General features: G+C 68.1%; 19 protein-coding genes and 1 tRNA gene. 13 read left to right on the top strand and 7 right to left on the bottom strand.

Annotated elements, in window-relative coordinates; translation table 11 throughout:
• Positions 1–8: 8 nt before the first annotated feature.
• Positions 9–662, bottom strand: coding sequence for a protein-L-isoaspartate O-methyltransferase family protein (locus AC3IF3_RS16510; protein WP_243966987.1), 654 nt, complete (start codon positions 660–662; stop codon positions 9–11).
• A 301-nt stretch (positions 663–963) separates the two neighbouring features.
• On the opposite strand from AC3IF3_RS16510, the gene AC3IF3_RS16505 reads away from it, so the two are divergent.
• The 6 genes from AC3IF3_RS16505 (at position 964) to AC3IF3_RS16480 (ending at position 7,275) form a co-directional block, all read left to right on the top strand.
• A complete protein-coding gene (locus AC3IF3_RS16505; RefSeq protein WP_243966986.1) occupies positions 964–2,940 on the top strand; it encodes an alpha/beta hydrolase domain-containing protein in 1,977 nt (658 codons plus the stop codon).
• A 135-nt stretch (positions 2,941–3,075) separates the two neighbouring features.
• Positions 3,076–4,350: a PQQ-dependent sugar dehydrogenase gene (locus AC3IF3_RS16500; protein ID WP_489229556.1), complete on the top strand. Its 1,275-nt coding sequence runs from the start codon at positions 3,076–3,078 to the stop codon at positions 4,348–4,350.
• A gap of 8 nt (positions 4,351–4,358) precedes the next feature.
• Positions 4,359–4,943: a c-type cytochrome gene (locus tag AC3IF3_RS16495; RefSeq protein WP_243966984.1), complete on the top strand. Its 585-nt coding sequence runs from the start codon at positions 4,359–4,361 to the stop codon at positions 4,941–4,943.
• Positions 4,944–5,068: 125 nt separating this feature from the next.
• Complete coding sequence (locus tag AC3IF3_RS16490; protein WP_243966983.1) at positions 5,069–5,776, top strand: glutathione binding-like protein; 708 nt, start codon at positions 5,069–5,071, stop codon at positions 5,774–5,776.
• A gap of 9 nt (positions 5,777–5,785) precedes the next feature.
• Positions 5,786–6,361 (top strand): NUDIX domain-containing protein, encoded by a 576-nt coding sequence (locus AC3IF3_RS16485; RefSeq protein WP_243966981.1) that lies wholly within the window; start codon positions 5,786–5,788, stop codon positions 6,359–6,361.
• A complete protein-coding gene (locus tag AC3IF3_RS16480) occupies positions 6,358–7,275 on the top strand; it encodes an inositol monophosphatase family protein (RefSeq protein WP_489229555.1) in 918 nt (305 codons plus the stop codon). The genes AC3IF3_RS16485 and AC3IF3_RS16480 overlap by 4 nt, the downstream gene beginning before the upstream one ends.
• A 206-nt stretch (positions 7,276–7,481) precedes the next feature.
• Here the strand turns inward: AC3IF3_RS16480 and clpB are convergent, their stop codons facing one another.
• Complete coding sequence (gene clpB / locus AC3IF3_RS16475) at positions 7,482–10,118, bottom strand: ATP-dependent chaperone ClpB (RefSeq protein WP_243966979.1); 2,637 nt, start codon at positions 10,116–10,118, stop codon at positions 7,482–7,484.
• 199 nt (positions 10,119–10,317) lie between these two features.
• On the opposite strand from clpB, the gene AC3IF3_RS16470 reads away from it, so the two are divergent.
• Both AC3IF3_RS16470 and AC3IF3_RS16465 read left to right on the top strand, forming a co-directional pair.
• A complete protein-coding gene (locus AC3IF3_RS16470) occupies positions 10,318–11,088 on the top strand; it encodes an MOSC domain-containing protein (RefSeq protein ID WP_489229554.1) in 771 nt (256 codons plus the stop codon).
• A gap of 167 nt (positions 11,089–11,255) precedes the next feature.
• Positions 11,256–12,266, top strand: a complete 1,011-nt coding sequence (locus tag AC3IF3_RS16465) for an NAD-dependent epimerase (RefSeq protein ID WP_489229553.1) — start codon at positions 11,256–11,258, stop codon at positions 12,264–12,266.
• A gap of 69 nt (positions 12,267–12,335) precedes the next feature.
• On the opposite strand, the gene AC3IF3_RS16460 is transcribed toward AC3IF3_RS16465, so the two are convergent.
• Together AC3IF3_RS16460 and AC3IF3_RS16455 are read right to left on the bottom strand one after the other, a co-directional pair.
• Entirely contained in the window at positions 12,336–13,091 is a 756-nt protein-coding gene (locus AC3IF3_RS16460) for a collagen-like protein (protein WP_489229552.1), read from the bottom strand.
• 321 nt (positions 13,092–13,412) lie between these two features.
• Positions 13,413–15,326 carry a putative bifunctional diguanylate cyclase/phosphodiesterase gene (locus tag AC3IF3_RS16455; protein WP_489229551.1) on the bottom strand — a complete coding sequence of 638 codons (1,914 nt, stop codon included), beginning with the start codon at positions 15,324–15,326 and terminating at the stop codon, positions 13,413–13,415.
• Positions 15,327–15,622: 296 nt separating this feature from the next.
• Here AC3IF3_RS16455 and AC3IF3_RS16450 point away from each other — a divergent pair, with 296 nt between their 5' ends.
• Together AC3IF3_RS16450 and AC3IF3_RS16445 are read left to right on the top strand one after the other, a co-directional pair.
• Positions 15,623–16,690, top strand: a complete 1,068-nt coding sequence (locus AC3IF3_RS16450) for a spore photoproduct lyase family protein (RefSeq protein ID WP_489229550.1) — start codon at positions 15,623–15,625, stop codon at positions 16,688–16,690.
• Between the two features lie 86 nt (positions 16,691–16,776).
• Complete coding sequence (locus AC3IF3_RS16445; RefSeq protein WP_489229549.1) at positions 16,777–17,235, top strand: nucleoside deaminase; 459 nt, start codon at positions 16,777–16,779, stop codon at positions 17,233–17,235.
• A 4-nt stretch (positions 17,236–17,239) separates the two neighbouring features.
• Here AC3IF3_RS16445 and AC3IF3_RS16440 read toward each other — a convergent pair whose 3' ends face one another.
• Complete coding sequence (locus AC3IF3_RS16440) at positions 17,240–17,563, bottom strand: ETC complex I subunit (RefSeq protein WP_243966971.1); 324 nt, start codon at positions 17,561–17,563, stop codon at positions 17,240–17,242.
• Between the two features lie 13 nt (positions 17,564–17,576).
• Positions 17,577–17,653 (bottom strand) — tRNA-Pro (locus AC3IF3_RS16435).
• A 267-nt stretch (positions 17,654–17,920) separates the two neighbouring features.
• Between AC3IF3_RS16435 and AC3IF3_RS16430 the strand changes: the two genes are divergently transcribed.
• Positions 17,921–18,145 carry a hypothetical protein gene (locus AC3IF3_RS16430; RefSeq protein ID WP_489229548.1) on the top strand — a complete coding sequence of 75 codons (225 nt, stop codon included), beginning with the start codon at positions 17,921–17,923 and terminating at the stop codon, positions 18,143–18,145.
• Positions 18,146–18,310: 165 nt separating this feature from the next.
• Here the strand turns inward: AC3IF3_RS16430 and AC3IF3_RS16425 are convergent, their stop codons facing one another.
• Complete coding sequence (locus tag AC3IF3_RS16425) at positions 18,311–18,445, bottom strand: hypothetical protein (RefSeq protein ID WP_279598222.1); 135 nt, start codon at positions 18,443–18,445, stop codon at positions 18,311–18,313.
• Between the two features lie 434 nt (positions 18,446–18,879).
• Between AC3IF3_RS16425 and AC3IF3_RS16420 the strand changes: the two genes are divergently transcribed.
• Both AC3IF3_RS16420 and AC3IF3_RS16415 read left to right on the top strand, forming a co-directional pair.
• Positions 18,880–20,241: a polysaccharide biosynthesis/export family protein gene (locus AC3IF3_RS16420; protein ID WP_489229547.1), complete on the top strand. Its 1,362-nt coding sequence runs from the start codon at positions 18,880–18,882 to the stop codon at positions 20,239–20,241.
• Between the two features lie 474 nt (positions 20,242–20,715).
• On the top strand, positions 20,716–21,831 hold the full coding sequence (locus AC3IF3_RS16415; RefSeq protein WP_489229546.1) for a glycosyltransferase: 1,116 nt from the start codon (positions 20,716–20,718) through the stop codon (positions 21,829–21,831).
• Positions 21,832–21,965: the final 134 nt, after the last annotated feature.

The following is a 21,965-nucleotide window of genomic DNA, read 5'->3' as shown; positions in this document are numbered from 1 at the left end:
CGGGCGCGCTAGAACGCGAACCCGGCTTCCGCCGCGAAGGCGTCGAGGCCGGGCAGCGACGCATCGAACAGCGGGCGCCCCCCGAAGGCGTCGCCGGCGCGGACGAACACCGTCACCTTCGCGTTCCGGTGCGGTCCCATCACGCAGACCAGCCGGCCGTCGTCCTTAAGCTGTTCCAGCAGCGCCTGCGGCCGGACCTCGACGCGGCCGTTGATCAGGATCGCGTCGAAGGGCGCCTGCTTCGGCGCGCCCGATTCGATCGGACCCTCGATCACCTCGGCGGCACTGCCCAGCTGGGCGCGCGCCGCCGCGGCGAGGTCCGGAACCGATTCGAGCGCCGTGACCTTCGCGCCGAGCTGCGCCATGATGGCCGCCGCGTAGCCGTAGCCGCTGGCGACGTCGAGGGCGGCGACGCCCGGGCGGATGCGCAGGGCCTGGATCATCCGGGCGAGCACCATCGGCGCCGGCATGCAGCGGGCCTCGGCGCCCGCCCCGCCGATCTGCAGAGTCTGGTCGATATAGGCGAAGGGCTCGCGCCCCTTGGGCACGAAGGTCTCGCGCGCCACGGTGTCGAACGCGTCGAGCACCGAATTGTCGTTCACGTCGAAGGTCCGCAACTGGCAGTCGACCATCATCCGCCGCGCCTGCGCGTAATCGATCATCGATGCGTGTCCCCGAACCGGATCGGAACGCTGCGTCGGCCGGGCTCCGGCGGACGGCCGGCACCCCGGCCAAGCCTAAGCTTCCCGGACGGGGGGCGTTTTCGGAGATCGTTCGCCAAAACGCAAGGTGAGCGCGCGGAACGAATCCGGGGCCGCACCCGGGTCGTCCCGGTTCTCTCCTCGACGCAGACGTGAAATACCGGTCTCAGGGATGCTGTCGACATGCAGCGCTCAGACGCAACCAAGACATCTGCCGCGGCCGGACGGCCGACGCGCAGGGGACAATTCGGGAGGTCCTGCGATGCGCGTCCGCTCCGTGCGCCTGTGTGCCTGCGCCGTCGCGCTGGGTCTTCTGCCCCCGGCCGTGGCGCCGGCCTCCGCCCGGATCGTCGGCATCGACATCACCGCGGTCGAACCCTTCGCGGACGGCGCGGGCTTCGGCCAGGCCGGCCCCTACGAGCGGGTGATCGGATTCGCCCGCGGCGAGATCGACCCGGCGGACCCGGCCAATGCCGGCATCGCAGATATCGCGTTGGCGCCCCGCAACGCCCGTGGCCTCGTGGCGTACCGAACGGACCTGTTCATCCTGCGCCCGAAGGATCCGGCACGCGGCAGCGGCACGCTTCTCTACGAGGTGCTGAACCGCGGCCGGAAGTTCCTGTTCAACTGGGTGCTCGACGCGCCTGCGCAGGCCGGACAGGCGGTCAACGACCCGCGCACGGCGCGGGACGCGGGCACCGCCCTGGTGCTCAACCGCGGCGACACGATCGTCTGGTCCGGCTGGGAGGCGGACGCCCTGCGCCAGAACGGCGGCATGGCGATCGACGTGCCGGTGGCCCTTCGGGACGGCAAGCCGATCACCGGGACCGTGCGGGACGAGCTCGTCAGCGGGACGCGCGGGCCCACGGAGGCGCCGTTCTACCTCACGTTCGAGGCCGCCGGGACCGATCAGCCCGGGGCCACGCTGACCGTCCGCCGCCGCGAGGCCGACGCGCCCCTGCCGGTGCCGCGGGCGGCCTGGGCGTTCGCGGGGCCGCGCCAGCTCAGGCTGCTGCCCGCAGGCACGAAGCCGCAGCCCGGCTCGCTCTACCAGTTCACCTACGAGGCCGTCGGCCCCAAGGTGCTGGGTCTCGGTTTCGCCGCCACCCGGGACGTGGTCGCCTTCCTGCGCGGGGGCTCCGCAGACAATCCGGCCGGCGGGGGCGTGCAACGTGCCGTGGCCCTGGGCATCTCGCAGAGCGGCCGGTTCCTGCGCGACTTCGTCCATGACGGCTTCAACCGGGACGAGGCCGGCGCCCGTGTGTTCGACGGGGTGTTGGCCCACATCTCCGGGATCGGCGGCGTGTTCCTGAACGCCCGCTTCGCCCAGCCTTCGCGCACCAACACCCAACACGAGGACCATCTCTACCCGGAGAACGCCTTCCCGTTCTCGGCCGCCACCCTGCACGACCCGGTCACCGGCCGGAACGGCGCGCTCCTGCGCGACGACGGGTTCGACCCGCTGTGGATGGAGGTCAACACCGGGACCGAGTACTGGCAAAAGGGCGCCTCGCTGCTGACCACCGATCCCCTCGGCCGGGTCGACCTCGACCTGCCGGACACGGCCCGTGCCTACCTGATCGCGGGGGGCTTCCATTACGGCCGCTCCGACCTCGTCTCCGACAGGGGCCCCTGCGCCAACCCGCGGAACACGCTCAATCCCGGTCCGGCCCTGCGCGCCCTGCTGGTCGATCTGGAGGACTGGGTCCGCGACGGCCGGGCGCCGCCGCCGAGCCGGGTCCCGCGCCTGTCGGACGGGACCCTGGTCGAGCCGGCCGCCACCGGTTTCCCCTATGTCCCGGGTCTCGCCATCGCGACGGCCGTCAACGGCATCGCCCGCTTCGCGACCTATGTCGATCCGCACCCAGAGTCGGGACCGCAATACCGGCCGCTGGTGCCGAAGGTCGATGCGGACGGGCAGGACGTCGCCGGCATCCGCCTGCCCGACGTGGCCGTGCCCCACGGCACCCATACCGGCTGGAACCTCTATGCCGAGCCGTTCCCGGCGGGCGAGTTGTGCGACCGCGAGGGCAGCCTGCTGCCCTTCGCGGCGACGCGGGCCGAGCGCGAGGCCACGGGCGATCCGCGGCCCGCCCTGGCCGAGCGCTATCCGAACCCCTCCACCTACGCGGAGGCGATCGCGCAGGCCGTCGATGGTCTGGTGGCCGACCGCCTGCTGCTGCGGGAGGATGGCGACCGGTTCGTGCAGCGCGCCCGCACGGCTGCGCCGCAGCCGTAATCCGCCAACCGGTTACGGCCGCAGGACGCTGTCGCATCGGATTTCGTCCGGCGAGTCGCGTCTTGCGCCGGAATGCTGAATAATGAGTGCAGCGAAAACCGACCGGCCGAGATGCCGGCTGCCCCGGGAGACACCATGACGCCGACCTCCAAGCCGTTCCTGGGCCGGGGCCTCGCCGCCGCCCTCACCTGCCTGGGTCTGGGCGCCGTGGGCCCGCACGCCGCCCATGCCCAGGAGACGCCCGCCACCGCCGCCCCGCCGGCGAGCCTGAAGGTCGAGCGCGGAGACGCGCTCTATGGTCGCCCGGAAAACGGCGCGGCCGCGAAGCTCGCGCCGGTCGCGGGTCCGCCGCTCGCGACCCCGGTGGCCAAGCTGCCGCTGGACAAGCTCAAGGTGCCGGACGGTTTCAAGATCGAGGTCTATGCCAGCGGCATCGCCAACGCCCGGGAGATGACCCAGGCGCCGGACGGGACCCTGTTCGTCGGCACCCGCACGGTCGGCAAGGTCTACGCAGTGCTGCCGCAGGCGGGCGCGGACGGGAAGCGCGAGATCAAGACCATCGCGTCGGGGCTGCACCGGCCGAACGGCGTCGCCTTCCACGACGGCGCCCTCTACGTCGCCGAACTGTCCAAGATCTGGCGCTACGACGATATCGAGAAGCACCTCGACAGCCCGGAGAAGCCGGCCCTCGTCTACGACGACCTGCCCAAGGACGAGGCCCATGGCTGGAAGTTCATCGCCATCGGCCCGGACAACAAGCTCTACGTGCCGGTCGGCTCGCCGGGCAACATCCTGATGCCACCGGACACCCACGCCCAGATCCGGCGCATCGACCTCGATGGGAAGAACGCCGAGGTCATCGCCCGCGGCGTGCGCAACACCGTCGGCTTCGACTGGAACCCGAAGACCAAGCAGCTCTGGTTCACCGATAACGGCCGCGACTGGGTCTCGGAGGACATCCCGAACGACGAGCTGAACGTGCTCACCGAGCCGGGCAAGCAGCATTTCGGCTTCCCGTTCTGCCACCAGGGCACCTTCACCGATCCGGAATACGGCTGGGGCCATTCCTGCGCGGAGTTCACCCCGCCGGTGGGCCTGCTCGGACCGCATACGGCCTCGCTCGGGATGCGGTTCTACACCGGCACGATGTTCCCGGAGGCCTATCACGACGCGATCTTCATCGCCCAGCACGGGTCGTGGAACCGCACCACCAAGCTCGGCGGCGCCGTCGTGGTGGCCAAGCCGGGTGCGGACGGCAAGGTCGCCGCGGTCGAGCCGTTCCTGACCGGCTTCCTTCAGGACAACAAGTATGTCGGCCGCCCGGTCGACGTGCTCGTCGCGAAGGACGGCTCGCTGCTCGTCTCGGACGATTACAACGGCGCGATCTACCGCGTCAGCTACGGCCACTGATGCGGCCGATGCGGAGACGGCGCGCGGCGCTGGGGCTGGTCTCGGCCCTCGGCACGCTGCTGGCGGGTGCGGCCGGAGCCGCCCCGGAGGCGGCGACACACGAGCTTCTCGCGCCGTGCGTCGCCTGCCACGGGGCGGGCACGTCCGAGACCGAGGGGATACCGTCGCTGGGCGGCCAGCTGCCGGATTACGTCGTCACGCAGCTCTTCCAGTTCCGGGAGAAGCAGCGCGAGGCACCGCCGATGAACGACGTCGCCGCCGAGTTCTCCGACGACGACCTGCGCGCCTATGCCGACGCGGTGGCGACCCTGCCGCCCCCGACCCGGACCGGCGCGCCCGCCGATCCGGCCCTGACCGAACGGGCTCAGGCGCTCGTTGCCAAGCACCAATGCACCTCCTGCCACGGCGCCGACCTCGCCGGGCGGGAGTCGATCCCACGGATCCGGGCGCAGCGGGAGGAGTACCTCGCCAAGGCGCTGACCGGCTACAAGAGCAATGCCCGGCCCGGCTACGATCCCGCGATGAACGAGGTCGCGCAGGAGCTGAGCGAGGCCGACATCAAGGATCTGGCGGCCTACGTGTCGCGGCTCTGACGATTGCGCGCGGCGCGGCCGCGCTGGCGGCGGCGGACAGCGGCCCCGCCGCCGCCCCGATGCTTGACCGGAGCACCGCGCAGGCCCACTTCCGGTTCGCCGGGGGCAAAGTGGGACACGAGCCGATGATCGATCTGTACTACTGGCCGACGCCGAACGGCCACAAGATCACGATTTTCCTCGAAGAGGCGGATCTCGCCTACCAAATCCAGCCAATCAATATTGGCAAGGGTGAGCAATTCAACCCGGATTTTCTGAAGATCGCCCCCAACAATCGCATGCCGGCGATCGTCGACGACGAGCCTACGGGGGGCGGCGCTCCGGTCCCGCTGTTCGAATCGGGCGCGATCCTGCTCTACCTCGCCGAGAAGACCGGGCGTTTCATCCCGGGCGACCTGCGCGGCCGGGCCGAGGTGCTGCAGTGGCTGTTCTGGCAGATGGGCGGCCTCGGCCCGATGCTCGGGCAGAACCACCACTTCTCGCAATACGCCCCCGAGAAGATCGACTACGCGATCAAGCGCTACGTCAACGAGACCAACCGGCTCTACGGCGTCCTCGACCGGCGCCTGGCCGACCGCGCCTACGTGGCCGGGGCGGATTACTCCATCGCCGACATGGCCTGCTATCCCTGGATCGTGCCGTGGGAGAAGCAGGGGCAGAATCTCGACGATCATCCGAACCTGAAGCGCTGGTTCGCGGCCATCGCCGAGCGGCCCGCCACGAAGGCGGCCTATGCCCGCGCCCCCGAGGTCAATCCGGATTTCGGAAAGACCATGAGCGAGGACGCCAAGAAGGTGATGTTCGGCCAGACGGCCGCCACCACCAAGCGCTGATCCGCCCCGATGAGCGAGACGCCGGCCGCGCTGCCCCTGAAGGTGCTCCACCGGGGGTGGAACACCTTCGGGATCGCCACGCTGACCTTGCCCGACGGCAGCACCGTGCCGCGGGCGCTGGAGGATCACGGCCAGGCGGCCTGCGTCCTGCCCTACGATCCCGAGCGGCGCGTGGCGCTGCTGGTCCGGCAGGCCCGGGTCGGGCCGGCCTTCTGGGGTGAGCCCCCCGACCTCGACGAGGCGCCGGCGGGGGGCCTCGACGGGGGCGAACCGGAGGCGACGGCGATCCGGGAGGCGATGGAGGAGGCCGGCGTGCGCCTCCAGCAGTTGGAGCGCGTGGCGCATGCCTACAGCATGCCGAGCGTGTCCTCGGAGCGCCTCTGGCTCTATCTCGCCCCCTACGGACAGGCCGACAGGGTCGCGTCCGGCGGCGGGCTTCACGCGGAGGGCGAGCAGGTTCTGCCCGTCGAAGTGCCCCTGGCGGCCCTGGCCGAGGCCGCGCGTTCGGGCCGGCTGCCCGACCTCAAGACGCTGGTGCTCGTCCAGGCGCTGATGCTTCGCAGCCCCGGATTGTTCACCGCATGAGCGGCCCACCCGACGCCTCCGCGCAGGATGTCCTCGCCCGGATGCTGGCCTTCGCCGAGGAAGCGGCCCCGCTCGCGCTGCGCATGCGCGCGGCCGGGCTCCAGATGACCAACAAGGGCCCGGATCTCAGCCAGGCCCTCACCGAGGCGGACCTCGCTGTGAGCCGGCTGCTGCACGCGCGGTTCGGCCCCGACCTGATCGAGGTGGAGACCGCCGACGATCTGGGCCACGGGGCCGCGGCGGCGATGCTCGCCCGGGACGCCTGGACCTTCGTGGGCGATCCGATCGACGGGACGCGGCCCTTCGCGGGCGGCCTCTCGGGCTGGGGGGTGATGGTGGCGGCGTGCCGCGCCGGCTGGCCCAGGGCCTGCGTGCTGAGCCTGCCCGTCTGGAACGAGGACCGCGCCGGCCCGGCTTGCATTGAACCCGCGGAGGCGGCGCGCGGCCTCCTGCTGGCGGCCTGCGACGGGCGCGCCCTCTGGGCTCCGACCCGGGGCGGGCGCCCGACCGAGGCGCTGCGCGTGCTGGAGCGGCCCGCGCGCCGGACCGGCCATGTCGGCTGGCTCGCTGTGGCTGCAAAGCGCTTCACCCTGGATTACGGGCGGGGCTGGTTCCCCTGGAGCGAGGGCGGGTCGATCTCGGACGCCGCGCTCCTGGCCACCGGGCGGCTCGACGCGACCGTCGTAAACAGCATGCTGTGGGACCTGGCGCCGATCCTGCCGCTGTTCGAGGCGCTGGGCTTCGGCCTGTTCCACTGGCCGGATCTCGCCGCCCCGCCCGCGGCCTTGATCGATCTGTTCGACGCCGATTTGTCCGGCCACGACGATCTCTGGCTGGTCTGCCGGGACCGGGCGCAGGCCGCCGATCTCGCGGGGGCGATCCGCCGGGCCGAGACGCGATCGTCACACCCCTGACGTCGCGAGCACGCCCAGACACCGGAGTGGTGATCCGGCTCCTCTCGGTCCATCCCCGCCGAGATCGGGCATCGCGTCACCTTCAGGCCAGCGAACGCGCAGCGCATCGGGACCATCGGTACGGTCTGCTGTTCCAGTTCCAGCCGTGATCGGAACGGGGGGAGCGGCCTACCACCGGGCGAGCCGCCCCCCGTTGTCCAGACCGATCAGTTCAGCGTGGCATGAACCGGCCGGCGCTCGGCGCCGACCGTGACGTCGCCGATCATCAGGCCCATCGGGCCGACGGTCACCGGTACGGTCTCGCCATCGTGGACCTTGCCCGAGAGGACGAGTTCGGCCAGCGGATCCTGGACGGTCTTCTGGATCACCCGCTTCAGCGGCCGCGCCCCGTAGGCCGGGTCGTAGCCCTTGTCGGCGAGCCAGGTCTTGGCCTCCTCGTCGACCGTGAGGGTGATCTTGCGATCGTCCAGCAGCTTCTGCAGGCGCCCGAGCTGGATCTCCACGATCGCCCCCATCTCCGACCGCGCGAGGCGGTGGAACAGGATGATCTCGTCGACCCGGTTCAGGAATTCCGGCCGGAAGTGCCCCCGGACCACGCCCATCACCTCGTCGCGGACCGCGTCGGTGTCCTCGCCCGCGGGCTGGTTCACCAGATACTCGGCCCCGAGATTCGAGGTCATGATCAGCAGCGTGTTGCGGAAATCCACCGTCCGCCCCTGCCCGTCCGTGAGCCGCCCGTCGTCGAGAACCTGCAGCAGGACGTTGAACACGTCCGGATGCGCCTTCTCGACCTCGTCGAACAGCACCACCTGATAGGGCCGGCGCCGGACGGCTTCGGTGAGAGCGCCGCCCTCCTCGTAGCCGACATAGCCCGGAGGCGCGCCGATGAGACGGGCGACCGCGTGCTTCTCCATGTACTCGGACATGTCGATGCGCACGAGCGCCGTGTCGTCGTCGAACAGGAAGCCGGCGAGCGCCTTGGTCAGCTCAGTCTTGCCGACGCCCGTGGGGCCGAGGAACATGAACGAGCCGATCGGCCGGTTCGGATCCTGCAACCCGGCGCGGGCACGGCGGACCGCGGTGGAGACCGCCTCCACCGCCTCGCGCTGGCCGACGACGCGCTTGGCGAGCGCATCCTCCATGGCCAGCAGCTTGTCGCGCTCGCCCTCCAGCATCTTGTCCACCGGCACGCCGGTCCAGCGGGAGACGACCCCGGCGATGTGGGCGGGGGTGACCGCCTCCTCCATCATCGCGTCGCGGCCGTTCTCCGACTTGGCATCGGACCGGGCCTCGATCTCGGCGAGCTGCTTCTCCAGCCCCGGGATCACCCCGTAGGCCAGCTCGCCCGCGCGCTGGTACTGGCCCTGACGCTGCGCCGCAGCCAGCTCGTTGCGCGCCTCGTCGAGCTTCTTCTTGAGGCCGGCCGCCGTGCCGAGCTTGTCCTTCTCGGCCTTCCAGCGGGCGGTGATCGCCGCCGAGCGCTCCTCCAGGTCGCCGAGTTCCTTCTCCAGCCGGACCAGACGGTCCCGGGAGGCGGAATCGGTCTCCTTCTTGAGCGCCTCGGCCTCGATCTTCAGCCGGACGATCTCCCGGTCGACGTTGTCGAGTTCCTCCGGCTTCGAATCGACCTGCATGCGCAGCCGCGAGCCGGCCTCGTCCATCAGGTCGATGGCCTTGTCGGGCAGGAACCGGTCGGTAATGTAACGGTTCGACAGCGTCGCCGCCGCCACCAGGGCCGAATCCTGGATGCGCACGCCGTGGTGCTGCTCGTACTTCTCCTTCAGGCCGCGCAGGATCGAGACCGTGTCCTCCACGGTCGGCTCCGACACGAAGACCGGCTGGAAGCGCCGGGCCAGGGCCGCGTCCTTCTCGACGTGCTTGCGGTACTCGTCGAGCGTGGTCGCGCCGACGCAGTGCAATTCGCCGCGGGCGAGCGCGGGCTTCAGCAGGTTCGAGGCGTCCATGGCCCCGTCCGCCTTCCCGGCGCCGACCAGGGTGTGCATCTCGTCGATGAACAGGATGATGCCGCCCTCGGCCGCGGTGACCTCGGAGAGCACGCCCTTCAGCCGCTCCTCGAACTCGCCGCGATACTTCGCGCCGGCGATCAGCGCACCCATGTCGAGGGCGAGCAGGCTCTTGTCGCGCAGGCTCTCCGGCACGTCGCCGTTGACGATGCGCAGGGCCAGCCCCTCGACGATGGCGGTCTTGCCGACGCCGGGCTCGCCGATCAGGACCGGGTTGTTCTTGGTACGCCGGGACAGAACCTGGATGGTCCGCCGGATCTCCTCGTCGCGGCCGATCACCGGGTCGAGCTTGCCCTCCCGGGCGGCCTCGGTGAGGTCGCGGGCGTATTTCTTGAGCGCGTCGTAGGCGTTCTCGGCCGAGGCATTGTCGGCGGTTCGCCCCTTGCGCAGCGCGTTGATCGCCGCGTTCAGGGAGGCGGGGGTGACGCCCGCCGCCTGGAGCGCGCGGCCGGCCTCGGACTCCTTCTCCACCGCCAGGGCGAGGAGCAGGCGCTCGACCGTCACGTAGGAATCGCCCGCCTTCTCGGCGGCCTTCTCGGCGGTGTCGAACAGGCGCATCAGCTCCCGCGTCGCCTGCGGAGCGGACGCGTTGCCGGAGACCTTCGGCTGCTTGGCGAGCCACTGCTCGGTCTGGGCCAGGGCCACGCGCGACTGGCCGCCGGCACGGTCGATCAGGCCGGCGCACAGGCCCTCCGGATCGTCGAGCAGCACCTTGAGCAGGTGGCCCGGCTGCAGCTGGGGATGGCCCTCGCGCATCGCGAGGTTCTGAGCCGCCTGCACGAAGCCGCGGGCGCGCTCGGTGTATTTCTCGAAATTCATGCACACTCCTCCCGTACCGGCATCCACCGCCCGATGAGAGGCGCGGCGCCACCGAAACGTCGCCCTCCGGCACGCTGCCGCACGAGGACCCCGGCGCCATCGATGGCCGCCGGTAGCACGGATGTGGTGTTGCAATTGGGCACCACAAGGGGCGATGGGGGGCTTGCGTGACCGGACAATTCGGGGCCACGCTCCACGCATGACCGCTTTGATTCACGTCAGCGCCCTCTACCGCTATCCGGTGAAGGGATTGAGCCCCGAACCACTCGAACGGGCGGAGCTGGAGACCAGCGGATTCTTCCCCGGTGACCGGCTCTACGCCATCGAGAATGGCCCATCGGGCTTCGACGCGGTGGCTCCTCGGCACCAGCCGAAGACCAAATACCTGATGCTGATGCGCGACGAGGCGCTCGCCCGTCTGCGCACCCGCTACGATGACGCCACGGCGACGCTCACCGTCGAGGGCTGCGGCGATCCGCAAGCCTTCCGCCTCGACACCGAGGCGGGGCGAAGCGGGCTGGCGGAGCTGATGCGGCAGTTCGTTCCCGAGAGCCTGCGGGGCGAGCCGAAAGTGCTCGCTGCCCCGCCGCAATACCGCTTCACGGATTCACCCACCGGCTACGTGTCGCTGATCAATCAGGCGAGCGTGGCGGCGGTGGAGGATTACCTCGGCACGCCGGTCGATCCGCTGCGCTTCCGCGGCAATCTGCTGGTGGAGGGCCTCGCACCCTTCGCCGAGCTGGAGATGGTCGGGCAGGTGATCGAGGCGCCGAGCGGCCTGCGGCTCAAGATCACCAAGCGCACGGTGCGCTGCGCGGCGACCAACGTCGATCCGGCCAGCGGCATGCGCGATTGCGACATCCCCTGGACCCTGGACGCCCGCCTGGGCCACCGCGACCTCGGTGTCTACGCCGAGGTGATCGCCGGCGGAGCCATCGCGACGGGGGACGCGTTGCGGCTTGTGGGCTGAACGCGCAGCGCCGCCCGGGCAGCCGATGCCGGACGGGGCGGAGTCGGATCAGCGGTCGAAGCGGCGCCGGCCCCGAACCGCATTCCTGGAAGGTGCGGACCGCGGCCGCTATATGAGGTTGCGCCAGCCGAACTCTGTGCCGGCCTGACGCAGCCCCGGAGCACGACATGAAGAGCGTCCTGGTGACCGGGGTGGCCGGGTTCATCGGCTATCATGTCGCCCGGCGCTGCCTGGACGCGGGGTACAGCGTCCTCGGGATCGACAACATCAACGACTATTATGCGGTCTCCCTGAAGGAGAGCCGCCTGCGCGAACTCGCCCCCTACGAGCGGTTCACGTTCCGCAAGGTCGATCTCGCCGACCGTGCGGCCACGGAGGCGATCTTCCAGGGCACGGCGTTCGATACGGTCATCCATCTCGCCGCCCAGGCGGGCGTGCGCCACTCGCTCGACAACCCGCACGTCTACGTCAGGAGCAACATCGAGGGCTTCCTCCACGTGCTGGAAGGATGCCGCCACAACCGTGTGGGGCACCTTCTCTACGCCTCGTCGAGCTCGGTCTACGGTGCAGTGACGCAGATGCCGTTCTCAGTCCGCCAGAACGTCGATCATCCGGTCAGCCTCTATGCGGCGACCAAGAAGGCGAACGAACTCTTCGCCCACAGCTACAGCCATCTCTACAGCATCCCGTGCAGCGGCCTGCGCTTCTTCACGGTCTACGGCCCGTGGGGCCGGCCGGACATGGCGCTGTTCCTGTTCACGCGGGCGATCCTGGCGGGCGAGCCGATCCGGGTCTTCGCCCACGGGCAGATGCAGCGCGACTTCACCTACATCGACGACGTCGTCGAAGGCATCGTCCGCCTCGCCGAGACGCCGGCCGAGGGCAACCCGGCCTGGGACTCGAATGCGCCCGACCCCGGGACCAGCGGCGCCCCCTATCGGATCTACAACATCGGCAGCCATCGGCCCGTGCCGCTCCTGCGCCTGATCGAAGTCCTGGAGACCTGTCTGGGCCGCACTGCGCGCAAGGAATTCCTGCCGCTCCAGCCCGGCGACGTGCCTGCGACCTACGCGGATGTCGATGCCCTCACCGAGGCGACCGGATACGCGCCCAGCACCCCCATCGAGGTCGGCGTGGAGCGTTTCGTCCGCTGGTACCGGGACTACTACCGAGTCTGAACGCGATCCCGGCGTCCCGTCGCACGCGGTCCCGCCGCCGGGCGCGGGTTCAACGCGGCCGGCGATGGCTCAGTAGCGGTCCTCGGACGTCACGCCGCCACCGGGCTCCACCTCGGGCGTCTGATCCGGAAGCGTCTCGTCCCGCTCGGGCCGCGGCTTGGTCGCCGTGCGTCTGGGCGCCGGCGTTGCCCTCTGTGGAGCCGCGAGTGCTGCCTTTCCGGCTGCACCGGGAGGCCCGGGAGGACCCGCGGGTCCCTGCGCGCCCCGCGGACCGGGCGCGCCCGCCGGGCCCGACGGCCCGGTCTCTCCGGCGGGCCCGGCCTCGCCGACGGGACCAGCCGGCCCAGGATTGCCCTGCGGCCCGGGGGATCCGGCAGCGCCCGCCACGCCCGCTGGACCTGGGGGACCGGGCAGTCCCATCTCACCGCGCTCACCGACGGGACCGACCTCCCCCCGCGGGCCGGTCTCTCCCCGGGGACCCTGCGGCCCGGCAGGCCCGACGAGGCCGGGGGCCTGCGGACCCTGCTGCCCGCAGCCCGCGACCACGACGCTGCGCGACTGCTTCGGCGTCTGCACGGTCGCGATGCAGGTGGCCGGATGATAGACGACGTGGAACTCGAAATAGCCGCGGCTGTCCGTCCGCTGGGGGAACTGGCCGTCGAGCGTGATCTCGCTGTCCGGATCATCGGCATACCCGACGATCCAGAGGTCGCCGCCCGTGATCTTGGCCGCCTCGATGCGCATCTCGGCCCGAGCGGGGACCGTCCAGGCGGTCCCAACGGCGACGATCCAGCAGAGGGCGTGGCGCTTCCGCGCTGCGCGCATGGCAATGTCCATGATCATTTGAGCGGCCACCATGCCGCACGGCTTAGGTTAAGCAATAACCCAATGGAAAGACCGAGCGCGGAAAATGCGAGTTTTCCAAGGGTCATTGCCGCAATTCGATATTCACGATGCGAATTCGCCCGGACGCCCGGTGATCATGCGGCCGGCGGTCGGGACGGCGGACCGTGCCGCGCCTACCGGCAGCTGCCCCGGCAGGCCGAGCCAGGCCCATCGCCCCAGGTGCGGCCATGCGGACCGACAAATGCACGCGCCGCGCCGGGTTCGAGCCGGAGCGGTCACAACCGTGTCACCAGGCTTCGATCAGGCCGCCTCGGTGCAGGTCACGAGCAGCGTGGCCTCCAGGACCGGCACCGGCATCGGACGGCCGAGGTGGTAGCCCTGGAGGAACGGGCACCCCATCGTCTGGAGGATGCGCAGATCCTCGTCGGATTCCACACCCTCGGCCACGACCTCGAGCCCGAGCAGGCGGCCGAGGCCGAGGACCGCGAGGACCAGGCCGTGCTTGTCGTCGCAGGTGCCGAGGCCGGTGACGAAGCTCCGGTCGATCTTGATCCGGTCCGCCCGAAGCTGGCGCAGGGACGAGAGCGACGAGTATCCGATGCCGAAATCGTCGAGGGCGACCCGGATACCCGCGCGTGACAGCGCCTGCAGCTTGCCCTGGACGGCGCCGATATCGAGGGCGGTCTCTTCGGTGATCTCGATCTCCAGCATGGCGGGCGGCAGATCGAGGCTCTGCAGACGCTCGATCACGATCTCGTCCACCGGCACCTGCGCCATCTCCCGGGGCGAGACGTTCATCGCGACGCGGACGCCACTGAATCCCCGGTTGCGCAGGACCAGCATCATCGCGCAAACCCGCTCGAGGATGTAGCGAAGGAGCGACTCGGTGAGGCCGGCGGTGGCCGCCGTGGCGACCAGATCCGGGGGGGAAATCCAGCCGAGGCGCGCATGCTGCCAGCGCACCAACGCCTCCAACCCCACCAGCGTCGTCGCGTCCATGGCGTAGATCGGCTGAAACCAAACCTCGGGGGTGGCTTCCGCGAGGGCCGTCGAGAGGTCGCGCTCCAAATCGCGGCGCATCTGCAGGCGATCGCGCAGGCTCGCGTCGAACATCCGGAAGTGGTTCCGGCCCGCCGCCTTCGCGGCGTACAGCGCCTCGTCGGCGCAACTCAGCATGTCCGTCAGGCTCGGCTCCGGGCCCGAATAAACGCCGATGCTGACCCCGAGACGGCCCGCGTCGAAACCGTCGAACGGCTGCCCCACCGCCGCGATGAGACGCGCCGCGAGCTGCTCCTGCGGTACGCCGGTGGCGGCGGGATCGTACAGCACCGCGAACTCGTCGCCGCCGAGCCGTGCCGCGAGACCGAGCTCCGGCAGCGCGGCGCTCATCCGCCGGGCGACCTCGACCAGCACCCGGTCCCCGGCCTTGTGGCCGTAGACATCGTTGATGAACTTGAAGCCGTCGAGGTCGAGCAGCAGCAGGCCGAGCGTGCTGCCCCGGAGGCGGTCCTCCGCCTGCTGGATGAAGCCCGCCCGGTTCAGGAGGCCGGTGAGGTCGTCGTGGGTGGCGCGCCGGCGCATCTCATCGGCCAGGGCGCTCACGCTCGCGTGAGCCTCGGCGCGCGACCGCGCCAGCGCGGTGGCCTCGTTCTTGAGCCGGCTGGCCTCACGGAAACCGGCCTCGCTCCGGAACGCGGTGTGCGTCAGGGCCAGGAGGTAGAGCAGCACGCAGGCTGCGAGGCAGTTTCGGTCGAAGTCGCCGGCCGCGCAGAGACAGATAAAGACCGAGAGCAGCGGCAGCAGGATGAAGGACAACGGGATCCGCGCGTAGGCGGTCCCATGCGTCACCGCTCCCGCGGTGATGCCGCAGGTGATGGCGAGATAGAACAAGGTCTGCGCGGAGGTGTAGCCCTCGCAGAGCAGCGGTTGGCTGGACCAGACCAGGCCGGACAGGCACGCAGCGGCGGTGCAGGCACGCAGATGCCGATCGACCGACCGCGCTGCCGCGGCGGCCATGCCCGGCGGCGTCTCGGCCGTCAGGGTCAGGCCGAGGCAGGGGGCGCGGCACAGGCCGATCCGGAGGAGGTTGGCGCAGGTCGAGACCGCGAACCAGAGGGCCCCGGCCTCGCCGTGCCCGCTCCGATACGCCACCAGCATGCTCGCCAGCCCGAGCAACATGTTGACGGGGATCGCAGCGAGGACACTGCTGCGCATGGCTTCGAGCTGGTCCCGTCGGACGAGGGCGCGCGAACGCGGACCCGCGGGATCCAAGATCTCGCCGAGGCCGGGCGAATCCGGATTGAATCTCTCCTGGTCCCGAACGATCATCGCGCGTCCATTCAGAAGCGCGCCATCATCCCTATCGAATCGTAAGATATCGTTGCGGGATCACCGGTACAGACGATCCGTCCGAACGGAGCCAATCTTCGCTGGCTGAAGACGTCGGTTCGTGCGCCGTGCCGCCGGACACCGCATCGCATCCCGGGCGGCGTCCGGGCCTCGGATCCGTCATGGCCCTCACGCGCGACCTCCTCGACGTCCAGACCATCTACCATGAGGCTGCGGTGCGGGATTTCCCCCTGGGGCAGGACATCCTCGCACGCTTCCCCGAGGCCGAGCTCATCCCGGTGCCGTCGCACTGGAACATCCCGGAGCTGCATGGCAACGCCGGATCCGTGGAGGATTGGGTGCGGATCAAGCGCTCGACCCTGGTGCTCGGGGTGAAGAAGAGCCTCACGATGCGTCCGAACGGCCGCAGCGCCCACTTCATCGCGCCCTCGACGTCCAACGGCTGCGCCATGGCCTGCGCCTATTGCTACGTGCCGCGCCGTAAGGGTTTTGCGAACCCGATCTCGCTGTTCGTGAATATCGAGCAGGCCTGCGCGGCGATCGGCCGGCACGCCGGACGCCAGGGCCCCCTCCGGGAACCCGACACGATCGACCCGGCCTACTGGGTCTACGATATCGGGGAGAACGCCGATCTCTCGGTGGATGCCGCCGTGAGCGGCGGCGTCCGTAGCCTGATCACGCTGTTTCGCGGACTTCCGAACGCCAAGGCTTCCTTCGCCACCAAGGCGGTCAACCGCGCCCTCCTGGACTACGATCCGCAGGGCAAGACACGGATCCGCTTCTCGCTCATGCCCGCGCGCATCGCCAAGATCGTCGATGTGCGCACCGCCCCGATCCCGGAGCGGATCGCCGCCATCGATGACTTCGTAGCGGCCGGCTACGAGGTCCACGTCAATTTCTCGCCCGTGATCCTGTACGAAGGCTGGGAGGCCGACTGGCGCGCGCTCTTTGCCGAGATCGACGGCTCGCTGTCGGACGCCGCGAAGGCGCAGCTGAAATGCGAGATCATCCTGCTGACCCACAACGCGGATCTGCACGCCGTGAATCTGGGCTGGCATCCGCGGGCCGAGGATCTGCTGTGGCGGCCGGACATCCAGGAGGCCAAGGTCTCGGAGGGCGGCGGCACCAATCTGCGCTACCGGACCGGCTGGAAGGGCCAGTGGCTCGCCCGATTTAAGGGCCTGCTCGCCGAGACCATGCCCTACTGCACGGTCCGTTACGCCTTCTGAACTCCCGGCCATCCGCAGCGTTGGAGCGCCAGAATCGGGCCGGCTCCGATGTCCCGGGCGCGGTATCAGCGGAGAGGATCGTGGGGATGTCCACGCACGAGGCCTATATCGGCGAGGCCGTCGCCCTCGCGGCGGACAACGTGGGCGCCGGAGGCGCGCCCTACGGGGCCGTGATCGTGCGCGACGGTGCCGTCCTCGTGCGCGCGGCCAACACCGTCCACGCGACGAACGACCCGAGCGCCCATGCCGAGATGGTGGCGTTGCGCGAGGCGAGCCGGATCCTGGGTCGGCGCGATCTCTCCGACTGCATCATGTACGCGAGCGGACGCCCCTGCCCGATGTGCCATGCCGCGATGCGCCTGGCGGGCTTCAAGCAGGGCTATTTCGCCTTCTCGGCCGAGGAAGCCGAAAAGCATGGCGCTGGCAGTGCTACGATCTACGCGGAGCTGTGCCAGCCCCTCGACGCGCAACCGATGCGGCTCCGTCAGATCCGGCCGGCGGGGACTTCGCCCTACGCGGCGTGGCGGGCGCGGCGAGAATCCTGACGCGTCAGTGCGTCCAGGGGGCGGTGCGGTTGAACTTGAAGTTATCCGAGTAGGACAATCCCTTACGCAAAGCGGGCTTCGCCGGCTGCTCGACCCGGTAGGCGATGCCCTCGCGCTGGGCGTAGGCCACCGCCTCCTCCTCCGTGTCGAATTCCAGCCGGACCTGCTGCATCATGTCGGAGGATCCGTTCCAGCCCATGAGCGGATCGATCTCGCGCGGGCTGGTCCGGTCGAACTCCAGCACCCACTGCTTGGTGCGGGCGAGGCCCGACTGCGTGGCATCCCGGGACGGACGGAAGATGCGGGCGCTCGGCATCTGACGCGACATGCTCCTGATCGAATGGTCGGGGCGATAGGATTCGAACCTACGACCCCCTGGTCCCAAACCAGGTGCGCTACCAGACTGCGCCACACCCCGACACCCCGTTAGGGGTTCCGATCCCTAGCGTTTCGGTCGCTCCGCCGCAAGGCGACTGTCGACCGCGGAATGGCTCGGGTTTCCCATCGAAGGCATCGAGCGGAAGCGCGCGGCTCGACGGCGTTTGCGAGGCCGATTCACACAACCCACAGGAAACGCGGGGGCTGAACGCGCACCGATCCATCAGTTGGTCGTGACAGCGGCCGTGGTAAATGATTTGCTAATGCCTCCTGCAGCGCCGTTGCGCGTGATGGAGAGATCCCAGTGTTGGACGATAACGATCCGCGTCGGTACGATGACCCGATTTGGTACGATCAGGCCGAGGCCGACGAACCGCCGGGCCCGATTCTGAACGCCGTGGCATACCTCTTCCTGCTGCTACTGGCCGCCTGTGCAATCGCGGTGCAGCTGTATTGGCTGCCCAATACGCTCTGGTGCCGGATTGCCGGCTGGATCGAGCGCCGCCGCGTCACATCCACGCGACGGCTGTGATCGGCCTGCCCATATGTGGTGGCAGCAGGTCCACCCCTGGCTGGCGCGTCGATTGCTGCCGATAATGCGGCTCGGCATAGGGCGGCCGTTCAACCAACGGCGGTCACGTCTCTTTAAGCCTCAGCCGATGCACACGTAGGCGTTGGCAGGCGTTTTCCTGTATCCTCACGGCGCGTCGAGACGCATCGCGCATTCCGGCGGTTCGGGCTCTTCGAGGATGCCGGCGCGTCGAGCGGATGGAATTGGCGGCACGATCAGCCCGGGAGGCACCGGATCGATGACCGGCAGCGCAATACCCACGTCCCGTCGGATAACCGATACGCAATGCGCCCGTGCCGCGTTCAGCGAGGCCGGCCCGCTGCGACGTCCCGGGCCAACAGACCGGGCCCGTAGGGCCTCGGTAATCACCAACGGGACAAACCTATTCGCCACTATGGACTTAATCCGGACGTCCGCTGCAGGATCTTTCGGGGTTGCGTGGGCCCGGCATCCACGACCGATCGCGGAACGCGCGATGGTACCGACCTTTATTGTCGAAGCACCCGTGTTGGCGGTCGGACGGCTTTGGAATGGCAAACGAAGCGTTGCTGTCCCGGTCAACGTGCTGGGCAGGTTTGCGGCATCAAGATGCGATCCGAACGAGCGCCGCCGACCCGGTTCGGGCGGGATTCCGCCTGGATCGACGGATAGGAATGGCGTAATTCCCGGATCGGCTGTGCTCGAGGATTGTTACGATGAATAAACATACTGGCTGCATGGAAGGCAGTATAAAACGTAACGTGCACGCGCGCCGGAATTTTTTTGCTGCAGCCTCGTCTCTACTCATCGCCTTGATGGTGATGCTGCCTCAGAGCAGCCACGCATTGGACGGCGATTACAGGCTCGGTGCGGGCGACAAGACCCGCGTCCGGGCGAGCGAGTGGCGGGCCTCTCAGGCCCAGGTCTACGAGTGGGATGCAATATCCGGCGAATACACGATCAATTCCTCGGGCTATATGTCGTTGCCGCTCATCGGCGACGTGAAGGCCGCAGGCAAATCGACCAGCGAAGTCGCGGACATCATAGCCGATGGCCTCGTGAAGAAGATCGGCACCGTCAAGCGGCCGGAGATCGCCATCGAGATCACTCAGTATCGACCGTTCTACATCCTCGGTCCGGTCACACGCCCCGGCGATTACCCCTTCCGCCCTAATCTGACGGTCCTTCAGGCGGTCGGCGTCGCGGGCGGGTTTCGCCGGACATCCGATGAACGCCCCGAGCGGGAGTCGATCAGCAGCGAAGGGGATCTGAACGTCCTTCAGCTGACCCTGTCTTCATATCTGACGCGTCTCGCGCGCCTGAATGCGGAATTGTCGGACGCCAAGGACGTGACGTTCCCGCCGGAGGTCAACGCCCAAGCCAGCAATCCGATCGTGCGGGATTTCATCAAGCAGCAGGTGAACATCTTTCAGTCGCGCAAGGAGTCCATGCGCTCGCAGCTCAAGTCTTACGAGGCGCTCAAGGTCCTTCTCAACCAAGAGGTGACCTCGCTCAATGAACGTTCGCAATCACAGCAGCGGCAGATCGACCTGGCGAAGCGCGAGCGGGATGCCGTCGACACGCTCATGAATAAAGGACTGACCGTCAACGCCCGGCAGTCAACACTGGAACAACAATTGGCACAGTTCGAGTCCTCAAAGCTCGACATCTCCACGTCGATCCTCCGCGCTCAGCAGGAGCTGAGCAAGGCCGACCGGGATAGCCTGGAGCTGCGCAACAAATTCAAGAACGAGGTCTCCGACGAGATTCACGACGTGTCCTTGAAGATGCAGGAGACGAAGGAGAAGATCACCACCGCCCAGGCGCTCCTTTCCGATACGGATGGATACATCTCGAAGTCGAGCGACCGGAACGCCCGGACGTCCTACACCATTGTTCGCAAAGTCGATGGCAAGGTCCAGGAATTGGCCGCCGATGAGGGAACGGCCGTGTTTCCCGAGGACGTGGTCCGAGTCCGGATCAATCGGAAAGTTGATGCCGAGGGCGGGCGAACCGAGCTCGGATCCGAGCAGGCCGCCGGCCAGTTGCCCGGATCCCAACTCAAGAGCATCCGGTAGCGGACGAACGATCCGCAACGCTGCGAGAGCGGCCGTTTGACTGGAGCGCTCGTGGCCGCAATGGGCACCGGTTCGGTACGAACGCAGGCGAAAACGCGAGGACCGAGAGCCGGCAGATCAAAGCGCGCAGGGAGCGCCCCGCGGGATTCGACCATCCGGGGACATTCCTTGAGGACGTGAGAAACCTGGACGTGTGTGTGCGTCCTGATGATGCCGACCGCACGCTGTACCGGTTCCGCCACGCTTCAACCGCGGCGTGCTGAGCATTCGGCCGCAGATACGACGCGCCCCACCAAACGTTCATTTTCCCGCGGTGACTCGCGGGACAAGGCTTCGAATGGGGACGCCCTGGATCCTGGTCGGCGTGCCGGGAGTTCTTGTTCGGGCGGCTCGCGTTGCCAAGCGTCAGTGAGTACGGACATCGTGAGACGATCTCTGTATTTGAAAAGTGTATTTTTCTTTGAGGCAGATTGAATGAAAGTTGCGATCGTTCATTATTGGTTGGTCGGTATGCGCGGCGGCGAGAAAGTCGTCGAGGCACTCTGCAGGATGTATCCGAACGCCGATATCTTCACGCACGCCTATGACCCGGCATCCATGTCGCCCACCATCAAGGCGCACCGGATCACCACATCCTTCATCGGACGACTTCCCTTCGCGGCATCGAAATACAAGTCCTATCTGCCGCTCATGCCGATGGCCCTGGAGCAACTGGATTTGCGCGGCTACGACCTGGTGATCAGCAGCGAATCCGGGCCCGCGAAAGGGATCATCCCACCCTCGACAGCCACACATATTTGCTATTGCCACTCGCCGATGCGCTACGTCTGGAACATGTTTCACGATTACAGAGAGCGCACGAGTTTCATAAACCGGATCGTGATGCCGCCCGCCGCACACTACATCCGAAATTGGGACGCCATTTCGGCCAACCGCGTCCACGAATTCGTGGCCAATTCCGCCACAGTCGCGCGCCGCATCGAAACGTATTACCGCCGCCGATCCGTGGTCGTTTATCCCCCCGTCGATACGGAGGCCTTCGAGATCGTCCCGGACCATGAGCTCGGCGATTATTATCTGATGGTCGGTGAACTCGTCCGGTACAAGCGACCAGAGCTGGCTGTCGAGGCATTCAATCGCCTGAAGAAGCCTCTGGTCGTGATCGGAGGCGGGGAAATGTTGCGCGAACTTCAAAGCCTCGCCGGCCCCACGGTGAAAATCCTCGGGCCGCAGCCCTTCTCGGTGCTCAAGCATCATTATGCCCGCTGCCAAGCCTTGATCTTTCCAGGCGAGGAGGATTTCGGCATCGTCCCCGTCGAAGCCATGGCAAGTGGCCGCCCGGTCATCGCTTTTGCGAAAGGCGGAGCGACGGAAACCGTTCAGGATGGCATAACCGGCACGTTCTTCCGTGATCAGAGCGTCGACGCGATCATCGACGCGCTGGAGCGGAGCAGGCAGATCGCCTTCGATCCGACGCGAATTGCCAGTCGCGCCTCCGAATTCAGCGTCGATCGCTTTTCGAGTGAAATGGCTCGCTTCATCGACAAAACCATGAACCGTTCAGGTTTTGAAGGCCTGGACAATATATAAGCATGATTTCAATACCGATAGATGCGTCAACGGCCTCAATCAAGGGAGTTTGATGTACGTTGTTCGCGGCTTTCGGATCTTTGCTCAGTGCCATCAAAATACTCATGGCGATCATTTTATCTAAATTGCGAATT

Source organism: Methylobacterium sp. J-118 (assembly GCF_057836565.1).
This window is presented reverse-complemented; position numbering and strand designations above follow the sequence as displayed.